Source organism: Streptomyces sp. 150FB, from assembly GCF_000818195.1.
GTDB lineage: Bacteria > Actinomycetota > Actinomycetes > Streptomycetales > Streptomycetaceae > Streptomyces.
The window spans coordinates 3,014,439-3,031,286 of the sequence record NZ_JTHL01000001.1 but is presented as its reverse complement, the minus strand read 5'-3'; the positions used below and the strand labels follow the sequence as shown (position 1 = coordinate 3,031,286).

Sequence of the window (16,848 nt, the reverse complement as noted above, 5' to 3'; positions counted from 1 at the left end):
CCGCAAATCACGCTTTAGTATCCCGGACACCACCCCTGCGCGCCCCCCCCTTCACCCGCGGGAACCCCGCACCGACCGCCCCGGGCGCGGCGTTACGGGTCCGGCCACGGGCGACGGAGGGTGACGGGGTCGCAGGAGGTACGTGTCCGGACGCTAACGTGAGATTTGTGGCGCACAACCGCCTCAGGCAACGCGTTCCGCGGTGACGACGCCGTAAATCACACGTCCGGACATGTGCCTCCGGAGGCCCCGGCGCCCGGCACCGAAACCGCGACCGCAACCAAGACCCGGCCGCAACCACCGCACCGCCCAGACCACGGCCCCGCACGTTAACGCAACTGCTTGATCACCGCCGCGAACGCGGCCATGTGCGGCTCCAGCACGCTGATATAGCTGATGCCGAACTCCTCCCGGTACCGCACCAACTGGTCCGCGATCTCGCGCGGCGACCCCACCAGCACCCCCGGCAACTGCGTGAGCTGCTCGTCGCCCAGCCCGCTCGCATCGCGGATGATCTTGAGGTCCAGCTTGTCCACGCTGTCGCCCACCGCCGCGATGAACAGGTTCAGCTCGATGCTGCCGAAGCGGTCCCCGGCCGCCTCCCGCAGCAGCGTGACGCGGCGCGCGAGCGCGTCCTCCGGGGCCAGCCCCGCCGTCATCCCGGCCGCGATCGAGAAGCTGAAGATGTCGGCCTCGCGGGCGGCGAGACGCAGCATGCGGTCGCCCGCGCCGCCCAGCATGATCGGCGGCACCGGGCTGTCGTCCTCCGCGGCCAGCAGCGCACGCGTGGCCGCCAGCGTCGACTCCAGCTTGCGCAGCCGCTCCCCGGGCGTGCCGAACGGCACGCCGACCGCCTCGAACTCCGCCGGCACATACCCCGCGCCGAGCCCCAGCTCAAGCCGCCCGTCGGTGAGGCGGTGGACGTCGGCGACGTCCCGCGCCAGGTACGTGGGGGAGAGGATGCCCGCGTTGAGCACGAACGTGCCCAGCCGCATGCTCGTCACGTCGGCCGCCGCCACCAGCGCCGGGAACGGCGCGGCCAGGCCCAGGTGGTCGGCGACCTGGAGCACGTCGTACCCGAGGCTCTCCACCTCACGCACCCGTGCGCGCCAGGCCGACCGGGAGCCGACATTGAACAGACTGACGCCGAAACGGAACGGGAGGTTGGTCATGACAGTCCTTCGTGCTGAGCGGGTGAGCCGTTCTGGCTCTGGACATACCACGTGCGCCACCACTATTGCGTTCATTCCCCGTGGCAAATATCACCTTATGACCGCTTATGCATCAGCGAAAGTTCTGCCTGGTCCGAGAACAGCGACGGCGTCGTACCCAGGACCCCGGCCGGGGAGCGGTAGCGTCGCCCCATGAGCGATCCGTGGAACCTCTTCGGCACCACCCGCACCGCCGTCCTCACGACGCAGAAGCGCGACGGACGGCCCCAGTTGTCCAACATCGGGTACCAGTGGGACCCGGCCACCCGCGTCGCGCTGATCTCCGTCACCGACACCCGCGCCAAGACCCGCAACCTGCGCCGCGACCCCCGCGCCAGCCTCTACGTGACGACCTCGGACCTCGGCGCGTACGCCGTGGGTGAGGGCGACGCCGAGCTGACCGCCGTCTCCGCGGCGCCCGACGACGACGTCGTGGACCAACTCGTCGAGTACTACCGCGCCCTGGCCGGCGAACACCCGGACTGGGACGAGTACCGCCAGGCGATGGTCTCCGAGGGCAGGCTCCTCGTCAGGCTGCCGCTGACCCGCGCGTACGGCTGGGTCCCCGACGGCTCGTAGACGTCCGCGGTCCCGCCCGACGGCTCATGGACGTCCCCGCGGTCCACCCACCGGCCGTTTTATATTGGCGACCATGCTGACCATTACCCAGGACCTGCACGACCAGATCGTCGAGCACGCCCGCCGTGACCACCCCGACGAGGCCTGCGGTGTCATCGCGGGCCCCGCCGGCACCGGCCGGCCCGAGCGTTTCATCCCCATGCTCAACGCCGCACGCTCGCCCACCTTCTACGAGTTCGACTCGGCGGACCTGCTCAAGCTCTACCGCGAGCTGGACGACCGCGACGAGGACCCGGTGATCATCTACCACTCGCACACCGCCACCGAGGCCTATCCGTCGCGTACGGACATCACCTACGCCAACGAGCCGGGCGCCCACTACGTCCTCGTGTCCACCGCCGACACCGACGGCGCGGGCCCCTTCCAGTTCCGCTCGTACCGGATCGTGGAAGGCGAGGTCACGGAGGAGGACGTGCAGGTCGTCTGAGAGACTGGCGCCCACCCGAGGCGGCAGGCCCCAGGAAGCCGGTGCGATTCCGGCGCGGTCCCGCCACTGTGACCAAGCGTTCCGCTTGGCAGCCAGGAACTGACCTGCCGCCCTTCTCCCACCACCCAGGGGACGCGGAAATCCCCCGGAGGAGGCCCCAGCCGTGCCAGTCCTGCCCAGGCAGCTCCGTCGCCGTGCGCTCATAGCCGTCGCCGTGCCCGCCGTACTTCTCCCGTTCACCGCCTGCGGCGCCACGCCCCCGGCCCCCGACGCGAAGGCCGCACCCGCGAAGTCCGCGCCCGGCTTCCCGTACACCGTCACCAACTGCGGTGTGAAAACCACCTATCAGGCCCCTCCCCGGCGCGCGGTCACCCTGAACCAGCACGCCACCGAGGTCATGCTCGCGCTCGGCCTCCAGAAGTCCATGGTCGGCACCGCCTACCTGGACGACACGATCTCCCCCGCCTACGAGAAGGCGTACGGAAGCGTCCCCGTGCTCGCCAAGGAGTACCCCTCCAAGGAGAAGCTCCTCGCCGCCGATCCCGACTTCGTCTACGGCGGCTACTCCAGCGCCTTCGACGCCAAGGACGGCCGGGGCCGCGACGACCTCGCCGGATCCGGCATCGACACCCGGCTCAACCTGGAGAACTGCGCCAAGGGCACCATGGACGACGTCTACCAGGAGGTCGAAGAGGTCGGCAGGACCTTCGGCGTCCGTGACCGGGCCGACCGCTGGATCGCCCAGGCGCGCACCACCGTCGCCGACGCCGCCACCCGGCTGAAGAACGTCAAGCCGCTCTCCGTCTTCGTCTACGACAGCGGGGACAAGACCGCGTTCACGGCCGGCGGCACAGGCATCGGCAACGACCTGATCACCCGCGCCGGCGGCCGCAACGTCTTCGCCGACCTCGACAAGTCGTTCGGCGACGCCACCTGGGAACAGGTCGTCGCCCGGGAGCCCGACGCGATCGTCATCCTCGACTACGGCACGACCACCGTCGCCCAGAAGGAGAAGCGGCTCCTCGACGACTCGGTCCTCCAGGACGTACCGGCGATCAAGAACAAACGATTCGCCGTCCTGCCGCTCTCCAACGTCGTCCTCGGCGTCCGCGCCCCCGACGCCGTGGCGAAGCTCGCCGCCCAACTCCATCCCGGAACCGTGAAGTAAGCCGTGCCCGGCCCACCCCCGCCCGTCCACGGGCGGCTCAGGCACGCCCTCGTACTCGGCTGCCTCACCGCCGCACTCGCCGTCGCCGTCGTCGCGGGCCTCGCCCTCGGCTCCGTACGCGTCCCGCCCGCCGAAGTCGTCACCGTCCTCCTGGGACGCGCGGCGCCGAGCCCCTCGCGCACCATCGTGCTGGACGTACGGCTGCCACGCGTCCTGCTCGGCGCGATCGTCGGGGCCGGGCTCGCCGTCGTCGGCACCGTCCTCCAGGCCCTCGTACGCAACCGGCTCGCCGACCCCTTCCTCCTCGGCATCTCCTCAGGGGCCTCAGCCGGAGCCGTCCTGGTGCTGGTCCTCGGCATCGGCGGCGGCGTCACCACCACCGTCGCCATGCCCACCGCCGCCTTCCTCGGCTCACTCCTCGCACTCGCGCTGGTGTACGGCCTCGCCCGGCGCGGCGGCACCATGACCGGCGGCCGGCTCGTCCTCGCCGGGGTCGCCGTCTCGTACATCCTCTCCGCGCTCACCACCCTCGTCCTCGTGGTCTCGGCGCGGCCCGAACAGTTCCAGGAAGCCCTCTACTGGACGCTCGGCGGCCTCGGCAGCGCCCGCTGGGGCACCCTGATCCTGCCCGGCGCCGTCCTCACAGCCGGCACCATCCTGCTCATGGCCCTCGCCCGGCCGCTCGACCTGCTGCTGCTGGGAGAGGAAGGCGCGACCGTCCTCGGCCTCGACGCCGCCCGCTTCCGGGCCGCCGTCTTCGTCCTCGCCTCCCTCGTCACCGGCGTCATGGTCGCGGCGAGCGGCGCCGTCGGCTTCGTCGGACTGCTCGTACCGCACGCGGCCCGCATGGCCGTCGGCGCGCCCCACCGCCGGCTCCTGCCCGTCGCCGCCCTCGGCGGAGCCGTCGTACTCGTCGTCGCCGACCTCGCAGCCCGCACCGTCGCCGCCCCGCAGGACATCCCCGTCGGCATCCTCACCGCACTCATCGGCGGACCCGCCTTCCTGTGGATGATGCGCCGCCGCCCCGAAGGAGCACCGCTGTGACGGCCACACTCAGCGTCGAGGACCTCAGCTACGAGACGGCAGGCCGCCACCTCGTCAACCACGTCGACCTCACCGCCGCGCCCGGGGAGACCGTAGGACTCGTCGGCCCCAACGGCAGCGGCAAGACGACCCTCCTGCGCTGCGTCTACGGCGCGCTGCGCCCCACCCACGGCCGCGCCCTGCTCGACGGCGACGACCTGCACGCCATGACCCCCAGAACCCGCGCCCGGCGCCTCGCCACCGTCCCGCAGGACGGAGCGACCGACTTCGAACTCACCGTCCGCGAAGTCGTCGCCATGGGCCGCTCCCCGCACAAACGCTTCTGGGAAGCCGACACCGCCGCCGACACCGCCCTCGCCGACACCGCCCTCGCACGCGTCGGCATCACCACCCTCGCGAACCGCGCCTTCCCCTCCCTCTCCGGCGGCGAACGCCAACGCGCCCTCGTCGCCCGCGCCCTCGTACAAGAGCCGGCCCTGCTCGTACTCGACGAACCCACCAACCACCTCGACATCCGCTATCAGCTCGGCATCCTCACCCTCATCAGGAAATCCGGCACCACCAACCTCCTCGCCCTCCACGACCTCAACCTCGCCGCCTACTACTGCGACCGCATTTACGTCCTCCAGGAGGGCCGGATCGTCGCCTCCGGCACCCCACCAGAGGTCCTCACACCCGACCTCCTCAAGGCCGTCTACGGAGTGACCGCCGAGGTCAGCACACACCCCGCGACCGGCGCGCCCACCGTCACCTACCTGCCGCCGTCCGCCTGACGAACACGATCCGCCCAGCAGGCGAGACCGCATATCGGGATGTGAACCGGGAATCGATACGATGACCGCATGGTTTGCCAGGACGTGAGCGAGAAGACGCCGAGCACCCCGCTGCTCGTGGCGCGGCTGCACGTGGACCTGTGCCGCCTCGCAAGTGCGCTGTGAACGGCCGGCCAACGGCTTGAACGACCGCCCAGTCCGCACCACCCCCTAGCGCGGGGGCCCAGAGCCGCGCGCGAGCCAGCCCCCTCCCGACAGGAGCCCACGTCATGGCCATCGAGGTCCGCATCCCGACCATCCTCCGCACCTACACCGACGGCGCGAAGGCCGTCGAAGGCAGCGGCGACACCCTCGCCGACCTGTTCGCCGACCTCGAAACCCGCCACGCGGGCATCCGGGAGCGCCTGGTCGACCCGGCCAAGGACAACCAGTTGCGCCGCTTCGTGAACGTCTACCTCAACGACGAGGACGTGCGCTTCCTCGACGGCGTCACCACCAAACTCGCCGACGGCGACAGCGTCACGATCCTCCCGGCGGTAGCCGGCGGCGCTGTCTGATGCGGTACGACACCCCGCTGGCCGCGGTCGGCAACACCCCTCTGGTACGCCTCCCACGGCTCTCGCCGTCGGACGACGTCCGGATCTGGGCGAAGCTGGAGGACCGCAACCCCACCGGTTCGGTCAAGGACCGCCCCGCCCTCCACATGGTCGAACAGGCCGAGAAGGACGGCAGGCTCACCCCCGGCTGCACCATCCTGGAGCCGACCAGCGGCAACACCGGCATCTCACTGGCCATGGCGGCGAAGCTCAAGGGCTACAACATCGTCTGTGTCATGCCGGAGAACACCTCCCAGGAACGCCGCGACCTGCTCACCATGTGGGGCGCCGAGATCGTCTCGTCCCCGGCGGCCGGCGGCTCCAACACAGCGGTACGCGTCGCCAAGGAACTCGCGGCCGAGAACCCCTCCTGGGTGATGCTCTACCAGTACGGCAACCCCGACAACGCGGGCGCCCACTACGCCACCACGGGCCCCGAAATCCTCACCGACCTGCCGTCCATCACCCACTTCGTCGCGGGCCTGGGCACCACGGGCACCCTGATGGGCGTCGGCCGCTACCTGCGCGAACAGAAGCCCGACATCCGCATCGTCGCCGCCGAACCACGTTACGACGACGTGGTCTACGGCCTGCGCAACCTGGACGAGGGCTTCGTCCCCGAGCTCTACGACGCATCGGTCCTGACAACCCGCTTCTCGGTGGGCTCGGCGGACGCGATCACCCGCACCCGCGAACTCCTCCAACAGGAGGGCATCTTCGCGGGAATCTCCACAGGCGCCGCCCTGCACGCGGCCATAGGAGTGGGCAACAAGTCACTCAAGGCAGGGGACCCGGCCGACATCGTCTTCATAGTGGCGGACGGCGGCTGGAAGTACCTCTCAACGGGCGTCTACACAGCGCCAACCACAGAAGAGGCCATAGAAACGCTACAGGGCCAACTCTGGGCGTAGACGAAAGCCAAGGGCGACGGAAGAGCGGCGGAGGCCACCGGCGACGGAGGGGGACGGGGCCGCAGGAGGTACGTGTCCGGACGCTAACGTGAGATTTGTGGCGCATGACCGCCCCAGGCAGAACATCCGGGGTCACGACGCCGTAAATCACACGTCCGGACATGTGCCCCCGGAGGCCCCGGCCCCCGGCACCACGACCGCCGCACAGAACACACCGCCCCGCCCCTCGGCACCGCCCCGCACCGGCACGGTTCGGCACGGACCGCGACCACCACCACGGCCGCCCGCCGCGAGGCGACCGTCACCCCAGGTGCCGCACCCGCGACCACACCTCCGCGTCCGCCGCCCCCACCCGCCGCCGGAACTCCCGCACCCGCACCTCCCGCACCTCACCCGTCTCCAGAAAGCTCAACCGCCCCCGCGCGTCCCCCACCGCGCCCGCCGGCAGAGCGATCACCCCGTCCCGCCCGTCATGCTGCTTGGTCGTGATCTTCGCGACCCGCGCCGTACCACCCCGTACCGACAGCACCAGGCACGGTCGGTCCTTCGACCCGGGCCCGTCCTCGAACGGCACATTGGCCCACCAGATCTCCCCGGCCAGCGGCCTGCCCCTCGTACCGGTACGAGTACCCGTACCGCCCCGGCCCGCGCCGGCGTCCGTACCGCCCCGGCCCGCGCCCGCGCCCGTACCCCGCCCAGGACCCGCCCCCGCCCGACCCCCCGGCCCACGCCGACGCTTCGGCGGACGCGGGCTCCGCCCCCTGCCGTCCACCAGCGTCGCGATCAGCGCCAGCACCACCACGACGACCAGCGCGCCCCACCACCACGTGTCCATACGGTCGAACGTACCCGTCGCTTCCAGCCACCCCTACGCCCAAGGTCCATCCGAACCGGTGACAGCGCGGGTGAGTTCCCCCACAACAGACCGTTGTGGAGGGGCGACCAGCCGTTTCCCGCCTTAGGCTCGACAAACCTGCACGACCCCCGTCGCCCCCCTTCCACGCCACGGAGGTTCACGCTCCATGAAGCTCACCGTCGTCGGCTGCTCGGGCTCGTTCCCCGCCGTGGGATCGGCCTGCTCGAGCTACCTCGTCGAGGCCGACGGCTTCAGGCTGCTCCTCGACATGGGCAACGGCGCCCTGGGCGAGCTGCAGCGCCATGTCGGTCTCTACGACCTCGACGCCATCTTTCTGAGCCACCTCCACGCGGACCACTGCATTGACATGTGCGCGTACTTCGTCGCCCGGTACTACCGGTTCGAGGGCGGTCGCTGCGACGCGATCCCCGTATACGGCCCCGAAGGCACCGAGCAGCGGCTCACCACCGCGTACGCCGACACCCCCACGGACAAGTCCATGAGCGAGGTCTTCGACTTCCACACGCTCAAGCCGGGCTCGTTCGAGATCGGCCCCTTCTCGGTCCGTACGGAGAAGGTCGCGCACCCCGTCGACACCTTCGGCATCCGGGTCGAGCACGGCGGCCGTTCCCTCACGTACTCCGGTGACACCGGCGCCTGCGAGCCGCTGGTCGAGCTGGCCGAGGACACCGACCTGTTCCTCTGCGAAGCGGCCTTCACCTACGGCAAGGAAGACATCGCGGGCCTGCACCTCAACGGCCACGAGGCCGGCGAGCACGCCGTACGCGCGGGCGCGCGCCGGCTGGTCCTGACGCACGTCCCGCCGTGGACGGACGCGCAGCGCAATCTCGCCGACGCGCGCGCGGTGTACGACGGCCCTTCGGAGCTGGCCGCTCCCGGCGCCGTCTACGAGATCTGACGCGGCGCCAGCGGCGCCACGGCCCCGTACCCCTGGTCCGTAACAGCCGCGTGCCGCGCGGCAACCGGCGTGAATCACCGGTCGCCGCGCGGCACGCGCCACCTCGTACAGCTCCCCGTACGGCTACGCCTTCGTGAGGTCCTCGACCTCTTCCTCCGGCTCGCGGCCGGGGGTCTTCAGGTTGAACTTGACGATCGCGAAGCGGAAGACCACGTAGTAGATCACCCCGAACACAAGACCCACCGGGATGATGATCCATGGCTTGGTCGCGAGGTGCCAGTTCAGCAGATAGTCGATCAGCCCCGCGGAGAACGAGAAGCCCGCATGGACACCGAGCGCCCAGGTGACCGCCATGGATATCGCGGTGAGGACCGCGTGGATCACGTACAGCAGCGGCGCGATGAACATGAACGAGAACTCGATCGGCTCCGTCACACCCGTGACGAACGAGGTCAGCGCCAGCGAGATCATCATGCCCATGACGGCCTTGCGGCGCTCCGGGCGCGCGGTGTGCGCCATGGCGAGCGCGGCGGCGGGCAGACCGAACATCATGATCGGGAAGAAGCCGGACATGAACTGTCCGGCCGTCGGGTCGCCGGCGAAGAACCGGTTGAGGTCACCGTGCGAGACGACTCCGGCGGCGTTCGTGTAGTCACCGAGCTGGAACCACGACACGGTGTTGACGAACTGGTGCATGCCGATCGGGATCAGACCACGGTTGATCAGGCCGAACAGCCCGGCGCCCAGGGAGCCGAGACCGGTGATCCACTCGCCGAAGCTGGTGATCACATTGCCGATGGGGGCCCAGCCGAGTACGGCGATCACGCCGAGCGCCGTGCCCACGAAGGCCATGATGATCGGTACGAGCCGGCGGCCGTTGAAGAAGCCCAGCCAGTCGACGAGCCGGGTGCGGTGGAAGCGCTGCCACAGCACCGCGGTCAGCAGGCCGAGGATGATCCCGCCCAGCACACCCGGGTTCTGGAAGTCGGCAGAAGTGACCACGCTGCCCTTCTGCCAGGCCCCGCTGAGCAGCCCGGTGGATATGAAGGTCGCGCCCTCGTGTCCCTTGTCGATCGGGAACTGGTGGATCACGGCGTAATAAGTGAAGAATCCGACCACCGCGGCCAGCGCGGTCGAGCCGTCCGACTTCTTCGCGAAGCCGATCGCGACACCGATGCAGAAGAGCAGCGGCAGCCCGAGGGAGGCGTCCAGCAGCATGCCGCCGGCGCCCGCGAAGACCTTGGCAACGTTGTCCCAGCCCAGACCGTTGTCGCCGAAGACATCGGGCTGGCCGAGACGGTTCAGGATGCCCGCCGCCGGGAGAACGGCGATCGGGAGCTGAAGGCTGCGACCGACCTTCTGCAGACCTTGGAACACACCGGCACCCCGCTTCTTCGCGGGCGCCGCCTCCTGGGTGGTGGCCGTACTCATCAACTTCCTCCGGTAGGCACGGCGCCGCCTTGGCAGGGCACAGCAAAGGGGGGTGGCGGCGTCAGCAGAAAGGGACGCGGCGTGCACAACGCCACGTGGTCTACACCAATCGAGTGGTGTAGACCAGTTGTAGCACGGGGTGATGCGGATGAGGAACCTGCAAAAAGGCGGCTCCTGGACTTCGCGTCCAAAGCGTGACCAAGCCCCGGAAGCGGGGGAACGGGAGGGGTGTCCGTCGGGTTCCGGTTCGCGTTTTCCGACCGGGTCGACCATCAAGTTACGCCCTGAGGGCCGCCCCGCTCAATGCTGATCGGGTCTCTTCCGGTTCCCGCTCGGGGAGGGCCGGGACGGATGTCCGCTCCCGAACTGGTGTAGACCAGTTGGGGTAAGCTCAGGATGCCCGACGGCAGGCCGACAGCGGACAGGGTGCCAGGCCGGGGACAGAGCGGGTTGACAGAGCGGTTAAGAGAGTCAGGGAGAAAGACATGGCCACCAAGGCTGAGAAAATCGTCGCCGGGCTCGGCGGCCTCGAGAACATCGAAGAGGTCGAAGGCTGCATCACCCGCCTCCGCACCGAAGTCATCGACCCCTCCCTCGTCGACGAGGCCGCCCTCAAAGCCGCCGGAGCCCACGGCGTCGTCAAGATGGGCACCGCGATCCAGGTCGTCGTCGGCACCGACGCCGACCCGCTCGCCGCCGACATCGAAGACATGATGTAACCGGGCTGCCCGGCAGGGCAGCGGCCCGCATACCACGGTCCTCACCTGGCAGGGGCCCGATCCGTACCACCGGATCGGGCCCCCACCCATGTCCCGATAGGCTCAAGGGCATGTCTCGAATCGACGGCCGCACCCCCGAACAGCTCCGCCCGGTCACCATCGAACGCGGATGGAGCAAGCACGCCGAGGGCTCCGTCCTCATCGCCTTCGGCGACACCAAAGTCTTCTGCACCGCCTCCGTCACCGAAGGCGTCCCCCGCTGGCGCAAAGGCAGCGGCGAAGGCTGGGTCACCGCCGAATACTCGATGCTGCCCCGCGCCACCAACACCCGCGGCGACCGCGAATCCGTACGCGGCAAGATCGGCGGCCGCACCCACGAGATCAGCCGCCTCATCGGCCGGTCCCTGCGCGCCGTCATCGACTACAAGGCCCTCGGCGAGAACACCATCGTCCTCGACTGCGACGTACTCCAGGCCGACGGCGGCACCCGCACCGCCGCCATCACCGGCGCGTACGTCGCCCTCGCCGACGCCATCGTCTGGGCCCAGGGCAAGAAGATCGTCAGGGCCGGCCGCCAGCCCCTGACCGGCACGGTCGCCGCCGTCAGCGTCGGCATCGTCGACGGCGCGCCGCTCCTCGACCTCTGCTACGAGGAAGACGTCCGCGCCGAGACCGACATGAACGTCGTCTGCACCGGCGACGGCCGCTTCGTCGAGGTCCAGGGCACCGCCGAGGCCGAGCCGTTCGACCGCAAAGAGCTGAACGCGCTGCTCGACCTCGCCACCGCCGGCTGCGTCGACCTCGCCGAGATCCAGCGCGCCGCACTCGGCCAGACCCTCTGATCCAGCTCACGCGCAGGTAAAGAAGGAACCAAGAAACCCCCTCAGACGTCTCCATGGATACGGGCGTACGGGCCGAACCGTGCGCCCGTCCATATTCCAACTCCTGGGGAGGGACCGGTTCATGGCATCGCGCCCACGCACCGCGGCAGTCATCACCGCCACCTTGTTCGCGCTCACCACGGCCGTCGGCTGCGGAGCCCTCGACAAGGCGCTGGACTGCGTACAGACGGCCGACGCCATAGCGGGCAACGTCAACGACCTCCAGCAGGCCGTCTCCGACATTGGGAACGACCCCGGCCAGGTCGACCAGGCCCTCGGCAACATCGACACCGAACTGGGCCAGCTCCACGACAAGACGGACAACGCCGACCTCAGCAAGGCGGTCGACCGCCTGGACAAGGCCGTCGACAACGTCCGTACGTCGGTCGACAAGGGCGACGAAACCCCGGACCTGACACCGGTCACCGACGCGGCGGCGGAGATAGGCAAGATCTGCACACCCTGAGGCCCTGAGCCCGCTCCCCGGCACGCTCACCCGCGGCCGGATAATGGGCGCCATGACCCGCCTGATCCTCGCCACCCGCAACGCCGGGAAAATCACCGAACTGAACGCCATCCTCGCCGACGCGGGCCTGCCGCACGACCTCGTCGGCGCCGACGCGTACCCCGACATCCCGGACGTCAAGGAAACCGGGGTCACCTTCGCCGAGAACGCCCTGCTCAAGGCCCACGCCCTGGCCCGAGCCACCGGCCACCCGGCCGTCGCCGACGACTCGGGCCTCTGCGTCGACGTCCTCGGCGGCGCCCCCGGCATCTTCTCGGCCCGCTGGTCGGGCACCCACGGCAACGACCAGGCCAACCTCGACCTGCTCCTGGCCCAACTGTCCGACATCGACGCCCCGCACCGATCGGCCCACTTCGCCTGCGCGGCGGCACTGGCCCTCCCGGACGGCACGGAGAGGGTGGTCGAGGGCCAACTGCGCGGCGTACTACGCCACAAGCCCTCGGGCACCAACGGCTTCGGCTACGACCCGATCCTCCAGCCGAACGGCGAAACCCGCACCTGCGCGGAGCTGACCCCGGCCGAGAAGAACGCGATCAGCCACCGGGGCAAGGCGTTCCGCGCGCTGGTACCGGTGGTACGGGAGCTGCTGGGCTGACACGAAAGGGCGCGGCCCCACGCACCGCGCGGGGCCGCGCCCTCATCCGTTCTCGGTGCGGCCGGTGGGACTCGAACCCACACGGGATTTCTCCCATCTGACCCTAAATCAGACTCGGCTGCCAATTACGACACGGCCGCCCGCTTACACCTATGGTAGCGCTTCGCCGATCGGGGCGGCGGGCGGTCACGTGCCGGGCGGGGTCCGGGGGCGGCTGCGGCACCACGTGTCGGTGAGCGCGTGGCAGTTCGGGCACAGGTAACGGAGGTTCTCAACGCGGTTGTCGAGCTGGTCGCCGCTGACATGGTCGATCTGGAGCGTGATCGGCCGGCCGAGCAACTCACCGGTGTTGCCACACGACACGCAGCGTACGGGACGCCGATCTCCTGGAGTGCGCGGTGGAGCCGGACGCGGTTGGTACGCGGCGAGCCGTCGGGCGGTACGGCGAGAGTCTCCACGGCGACGGACTTCGGCGCGCGTTCCCGCGTCAACCCCCAGGGGTGGCGTTTGAAGTGGCCGGTGTCCAGGCCGAGTTCGGCGACCTTCTGCTGGAGGACGCGGCGCAGACCGCCGCTTTCGTTGAGGCCGAGGCGCCGTATCAGATCCGCCCACCCCACCGATTCGCTGACGGCGGCGGCCAGCCGGGACCGGTCGCAGCGCTCAGCGCCAGGCATCGCCTTCCCCGTCTCCGGCCGCGCGTTCGGGGCCTCGTACGGAGCAACGAACCGGCTGGGGGGAAGGTAACGTCCGGAATGCGGTGAGATGTGGAGTGAACCGTTCCGTATTCTCCGCATTCCGGACGCCCCGGCGGTCGCCGGATCCGCCGGATCCGCCCGATCTCAGAAGCGCGGTTCCGGCGCCTGCGCGTGCGCCAGTGCCGCCGCTTCCTCCCTCGTCTCCACCGAAGGCGGCGAGCCCTCCAGCGGCAGCCTGGCCGTCTCCTTCATGACCGCCACCGCGATCACGCCGACCAGCGCCGCCGCCATCGAGTAGAACGCCGGCATGAGGTTCGTACCGGCCAGGCTGATCAGGCCCGTGAGTACGAAGGGTGTCGTGCCGCCGAAGATGGACGCCGACAGGTTGTAGCCGACGGACAGCCCGCCGTACCTGGCCTCCGTCGGGAACAGCGCGGGCAGCGCCGCCGACATCGTGCCGAGCAGGCAGACCAGCGAGATTCCCAGCATCGCGAGGCCCACGATGACGGCCCAGATCGCGCCCTCCCTGAGCAGCAGGAACGCCGGGAGCGAGAGGACGAAGAAGCCGGTCATCCCCGCCATCAGCAGGGGTTTCCTGCCGTACCGGTCGCTCAGCACGCCCACCCGGTTGATGACCAGCATCTGGACGACCATGACGCCCAGCAGGACGACCAGGCCGTGGGTCGTGCTGTAGCCGAGTTCGTCCGACAGGTACGTCGGCATGTACGACAGCAGCATGTAGTCCGTGATGTTGTAGGCGCCGACCAGCGCGATACACAGGATCAGCGTCGGCCAGTACCGCCGGAAGATGTTCCCGAGGTCGCCCTTGGCGCTGGTCTCCACGGGGTCGGCGGCCTCCGAGGCGCGGACGTTCCCCGCTTCCAGCTTCTGGAACGCGGGTGTCTCGTCGAGCCGCAGCCGCAGATAGAGACCGACTATCCCGAGCGGCCCGCCCACCAGATAGGGGAGGCGCCACGCCCAGGAGTCCAGGCCGTCGGAGCCGACCAGTTCGGTGAGCAGCGTCACCAGGCCGGCCGCGCCGACGTAGCCGGCCAGGGTGCCCATCTCCAGGAAGCTGCCGAAGTAGCCGCGTCGCTTGTCGGGCGCGTACTCGGCGATGAACGTCGAGGCGCCCCCGTACTCGCCGCCGGTGGAGAAGCCCTGGATCAGGCGGAAGAGGATCAGCAGGACCGGGGCCCAGAAGCCGATCGTGTCGAACGACGGGATCAGTCCGATGCAGAAGGTGCCGATCGCCATCATCAGCATCGTCAGCGAGAGGATCTTCTTGCGGCCGATCTTGTCACCCATCGGGCCGAGGACCATGCCGCCGATCGGTCGTACGAAGAACGCGACCGCAAAGGTCGCGAACGACGAGAGCAACTGGACCGTGGGGCTCTCCGAGGGGAAGAACACGCGTCCGATGGTCGCGGCGAGGTAGGCGTAGATCCCGAAGTCGTACCACTCCATCGCGTTACCGAGCGCCGCCGCCTTGACGGCGCGTTTCACGGCGGCGTCGTCCGTCACGGTGATGTCGGACCTGCGCAGCTTGGGGTTCCTCCGCTGCCGGATCGTACGGAAGAGGGCGGGGTGACGCTTGACGGCTGCGGGGTCGGCGACCTCGTCGTGATCCGGGCCGGCCATGGCGTGGTTCCTTTCCTCGGCGACAAGCAGTCCAAAGAAACCTTCTGCGCAGCCATGGCGATCGCAAACCGAAGTCCCACCGAAATGGGACTTCGGTCACACAATCTGCTGACGTGCTCCGCTCGGGGTCTAGATTCCGAGATCTTTGATGATCTTGGCAACATGACCGGTCGCCCGCACGTTGTAGAGCGCGCGCTCGACGCGTCCCTCCGCGTCGACGATCACGGTGGACCGGATGACGCCGGTCACGGTCTTTCCGTACATCGTCTTCTCGCCGAACGCTCCGTACGCTTCGAGGACCTCCTTCGAGGAGTCGCCGACCAGCGTGACCTTGAGGTTCTCCTTCTCGCGGAACTTCGCGAGCTTCTCCGGCATGTCGGGCGACACACCGATGACGTCGTAGCCGGCGCCGGCCAGCAGGTCGAGGTTGTCCGTGAAGTCGCAGGCCTGCTTGGTGCATCCGGGGGTGAGCGCCGCCGGGTAGAAGTAGACGATGACCTTGCGGCCCTTGTGGTCGGCGAGCGATACGTCGTTGCCGTCCGCGTCGGGGAGGGTGAAGGCGGGTGCGGTGTCGCCGGGCTGGAGTCGCTCGCTCATGGTTCTCCGTACGTGGTGCGGTTGGATGGCAGGGGTTACGCAGCCTGAGCGTAATAGGGGGTGCCGTCGGGTGCGGGAGCGACAGAGCTGACAGACTGTCGACGAAGGTTTACCGGACACGACGACGGAGGCGGCGCGGTGTCGGATTCAAGGACCCCTGCGCAGATCGAGGCGGACATCGTCCGCAGGCGCGGGCAGCTTGCCGAGACGCTTGATGAGATCGGGGTGCGGGTGCACCCGAAGACGGTCGTCGGCGACGCGAAGGCCAAGGTGGCTTCGACGGTGGACCGCACGGCAGGCCGTGCGTTTGTGGCTGTGAACAGGACGCTGTCGGACGTGAAGGCGCAGTTCGTCGACGACGACGGGTCGCCGAGGCTGGAGCGTGTGGTGCCGGTGGCGCTGGTCGCCGTGGCCGTGGTGGGGCTGTTCGCGCTGTCGTCCCGGCGGCGCCGGAGCTGAGCCGGGCGTACGGGGGACGGAGCCGGCGTTACGACAGCCGGGGCGCCGGGTTCGATCCCGGTCGCCCCGGCTGTCGTGTCCTCACCTGCGTCTCCGGGTGCCCGGCCTCTCGACGCCCCCTGTGGCGTTCGGCGTGGCGGCGGGCAGGTAGTTTGAGCGCGTGAGCGAGAACACCCACGACAAGTTGCCCATCCGGATGCTTCACGACCGTGTGCTGGTCGCGATGGACGGCGCGGAGGGCGAGCGGCGCTCGTCCGGCGGCATCGTCATTCCGGCGACGGCCGCGGTCGGCCGCCGTCTGGCCTGGGCCGAGGTGGTGGCGGTGGGGCAGAACGTACGCACCGTGGAGCCCGGCGACCGGGTGCTGTACGACCCCGAGGACCGGGCCGAGGTCGAGGTGCGCGGTGCGACGTACCTGCTGATGCGGGAGCGCGATCTGCACGCGGTGGCCGCCGACCGTTTCGAGGGGTCCGAGGACTCCACCGGGCTGTATCTGTAGCTGTTCCGGCACGTACGCGAACGGGTGTGCCCGGCGGTTTTCGTCGCCGGGCCCACCCGTTCATCCGTTCATCCGTTCATGCGTTCACCCGCGGCTCGCTAGGTGAAGCTGGGGAGCCCGCCCGGCGCGTTGCCGCTGTTGGTGCCTCCGGAGCTCGACGTTCCGCCTCCCGGCCCGTTCCCGCCTGGGCCGCCGTTCGTGCCGCCGCCGATTCCGCCGTCGGTGCCGCCGCCTCCGTCGCCCGTACCGCTGCTGTTGCCG

The 16,848-nt window shown here is 69.6% G+C and carries 20 protein-coding genes, 1 tRNA gene, 1 pseudogene and 1 riboswitch; of the genes and pseudogenes, 15 read left to right on the top strand and 7 right to left on the bottom strand.

Going from position 1 to position 16,848, the window contains the following annotated elements:
- Nucleotides 1-329: 329 nt before the first annotated feature.
- Entirely contained in the window at nucleotides 330-1,172 is an 843-nt protein-coding gene (locus QR77_RS12865) for a TIGR03621 family F420-dependent LLM class oxidoreductase (protein WP_040021786.1), read from the bottom strand.
- 192 nt (nucleotides 1,173-1,364) lie between these two features.
- Between QR77_RS12865 and QR77_RS12860 the strand changes: the two genes are divergently transcribed.
- The 8 genes from QR77_RS12860 (at nucleotide 1,365) to QR77_RS12830 (ending at nucleotide 6,769) form a co-directional block, all read left to right on the top strand.
- A complete protein-coding gene (locus tag QR77_RS12860; protein ID WP_040021785.1) occupies nucleotides 1,365-1,790 on the top strand; it encodes a PPOX class F420-dependent oxidoreductase in 426 nt (141 codons plus the stop codon).
- Between the two features lie 73 nt (nucleotides 1,791-1,863).
- A complete protein-coding gene (locus tag QR77_RS43470; protein ID WP_040027808.1) occupies nucleotides 1,864-2,277 on the top strand; it encodes a M67 family metallopeptidase in 414 nt (137 codons plus the stop codon).
- Nucleotides 2,250-2,400, top strand: a riboswitch (cobalamin riboswitch). (Overlaps the previous gene by 28 nt.)
- A 40-nt stretch (nucleotides 2,401-2,440) precedes the next feature.
- Nucleotides 2,441-3,445, top strand: coding sequence for an ABC transporter substrate-binding protein (locus tag QR77_RS12850; RefSeq protein WP_236710624.1), 1,005 nt, complete (start codon nucleotides 2,441-2,443; stop codon nucleotides 3,443-3,445).
- Nucleotides 3,446-3,448: 3 nt separating this feature from the next.
- Nucleotides 3,449-4,489: an iron ABC transporter permease gene (locus tag QR77_RS12845; RefSeq protein WP_040021783.1), complete on the top strand. Its 1,041-nt coding sequence runs from the start codon at nucleotides 3,449-3,451 to the stop codon at nucleotides 4,487-4,489.
- Nucleotides 4,486-5,262: an ABC transporter ATP-binding protein gene (locus QR77_RS12840; protein WP_040021781.1), complete on the top strand. Its 777-nt coding sequence runs from the start codon at nucleotides 4,486-4,488 to the stop codon at nucleotides 5,260-5,262. The genes QR77_RS12845 and QR77_RS12840 overlap by 4 nt, the downstream gene beginning before the upstream one ends.
- 69 nt (nucleotides 5,263-5,331) lie before the next feature.
- A complete protein-coding gene (locus QR77_RS49975; RefSeq protein WP_347359777.1) occupies nucleotides 5,332-5,427 on the top strand; it encodes a putative leader peptide in 96 nt (31 codons plus the stop codon).
- A 104-nt stretch (nucleotides 5,428-5,531) separates the two neighbouring features.
- The gene (locus QR77_RS12835; RefSeq protein ID WP_040021779.1) at nucleotides 5,532-5,819 is read left to right on the top strand and encodes a MoaD/ThiS family protein; all 288 of its coding nucleotides are present in this window, start codon (nucleotides 5,532-5,534) and stop codon (nucleotides 5,817-5,819) included.
- The gene (locus QR77_RS12830) at nucleotides 5,819-6,769 is read left to right on the top strand and encodes a cysteine synthase (protein ID WP_040021777.1); all 951 of its coding nucleotides are present in this window, start codon (nucleotides 5,819-5,821) and stop codon (nucleotides 6,767-6,769) included. The genes QR77_RS12835 and QR77_RS12830 overlap by 1 nt, the downstream gene beginning before the upstream one ends.
- Before the next feature lie 301 nt (nucleotides 6,770-7,070).
- On the opposite strand, the gene QR77_RS12825 is transcribed toward QR77_RS12830, so the two are convergent.
- A complete protein-coding gene (locus tag QR77_RS12825) occupies nucleotides 7,071-7,604 on the bottom strand; it encodes a type II toxin-antitoxin system PemK/MazF family toxin (protein WP_040021775.1) in 534 nt (177 codons plus the stop codon).
- 187 nt (nucleotides 7,605-7,791) lie between these two features.
- Here QR77_RS12825 and QR77_RS12820 point away from each other — a divergent pair, with 187 nt between their 5' ends.
- On the top strand, nucleotides 7,792-8,544 hold the full coding sequence (locus QR77_RS12820) for an MBL fold metallo-hydrolase (protein WP_040021773.1): 753 nt from the start codon (nucleotides 7,792-7,794) through the stop codon (nucleotides 8,542-8,544).
- A 123-nt stretch (nucleotides 8,545-8,667) separates the two neighbouring features.
- Here the strand turns inward: QR77_RS12820 and QR77_RS12815 are convergent, their stop codons facing one another.
- Nucleotides 8,668-9,975: a PTS transporter subunit EIIC gene (locus QR77_RS12815; RefSeq protein ID WP_040021771.1), complete on the bottom strand. Its 1,308-nt coding sequence runs from the start codon at nucleotides 9,973-9,975 to the stop codon at nucleotides 8,668-8,670.
- 452 nt (nucleotides 9,976-10,427) lie between these two features.
- Here QR77_RS12815 and QR77_RS12810 point away from each other — a divergent pair.
- The 4 genes and pseudogenes from QR77_RS12810 to rdgB all read left to right on the top strand — a co-directional run.
- Nucleotides 10,428-10,694: pseudogene (locus QR77_RS12810) on the top strand (PTS glucose/sucrose transporter subunit IIB); the annotation flags it as partial.
- 110 nt (nucleotides 10,695-10,804) lie between these two features.
- Nucleotides 10,805-11,536 carry a ribonuclease PH gene (rph, locus tag QR77_RS12805; protein ID WP_040021768.1) on the top strand — a complete coding sequence of 244 codons (732 nt, stop codon included), beginning with the start codon at nucleotides 10,805-10,807 and terminating at the stop codon, nucleotides 11,534-11,536.
- Nucleotides 11,537-11,657: 121 nt separating this feature from the next.
- Nucleotides 11,658-12,041, top strand: coding sequence for a hypothetical protein (locus tag QR77_RS12800; protein WP_040021766.1), 384 nt, complete (start codon nucleotides 11,658-11,660; stop codon nucleotides 12,039-12,041).
- Nucleotides 12,042-12,093: 52 nt separating this feature from the next.
- The gene (rdgB, locus tag QR77_RS12795) at nucleotides 12,094-12,696 is read left to right on the top strand and encodes an RdgB/HAM1 family non-canonical purine NTP pyrophosphatase (RefSeq protein WP_040027806.1); all 603 of its coding nucleotides are present in this window, start codon (nucleotides 12,094-12,096) and stop codon (nucleotides 12,694-12,696) included.
- A gap of 56 nt (nucleotides 12,697-12,752) precedes the next feature.
- Here rdgB and QR77_RS12790 read toward each other — a convergent pair.
- The 4 genes from QR77_RS12790 to bcp all read right to left on the bottom strand — a co-directional run bounded on the left by QR77_RS12790 (nucleotide 12,753) and on the right by bcp (nucleotide 15,629).
- Nucleotides 12,753-12,836, bottom strand: a tRNA-Leu gene (locus QR77_RS12790).
- A gap of 46 nt (nucleotides 12,837-12,882) precedes the next feature.
- Nucleotides 12,883-13,059, bottom strand: coding sequence for an HNH endonuclease (locus tag QR77_RS48590; protein WP_236710622.1), 177 nt, complete (start codon nucleotides 13,057-13,059; stop codon nucleotides 12,883-12,885).
- A 476-nt stretch (nucleotides 13,060-13,535) separates the two neighbouring features.
- The gene (locus QR77_RS12780) at nucleotides 13,536-15,032 is read right to left on the bottom strand and encodes an MFS transporter (RefSeq protein ID WP_040021765.1); all 1,497 of its coding nucleotides are present in this window, start codon (nucleotides 15,030-15,032) and stop codon (nucleotides 13,536-13,538) included.
- A gap of 129 nt (nucleotides 15,033-15,161) precedes the next feature.
- On the bottom strand, nucleotides 15,162-15,629 hold the full coding sequence (gene bcp / locus QR77_RS12775; RefSeq protein ID WP_040021764.1) for a thioredoxin-dependent thiol peroxidase: 468 nt from the start codon (nucleotides 15,627-15,629) through the stop codon (nucleotides 15,162-15,164).
- 138 nt (nucleotides 15,630-15,767) lie between these two features.
- Between bcp and QR77_RS12770 the strand changes: the two genes are divergently transcribed.
- On the top strand, nucleotides 15,768-16,088 hold the full coding sequence (locus QR77_RS12770) for a DUF3618 domain-containing protein (protein WP_040021763.1): 321 nt from the start codon (nucleotides 15,768-15,770) through the stop codon (nucleotides 16,086-16,088).
- Nucleotides 16,089-16,248: 160 nt separating this feature from the next.
- Nucleotides 16,249-16,587, top strand: a complete 339-nt coding sequence (locus tag QR77_RS12765) for a co-chaperone GroES (RefSeq protein ID WP_040021761.1) — start codon at nucleotides 16,249-16,251, stop codon at nucleotides 16,585-16,587.
- The last annotated feature ends 261 nt before the right edge of the window (nucleotides 16,588-16,848 follow it).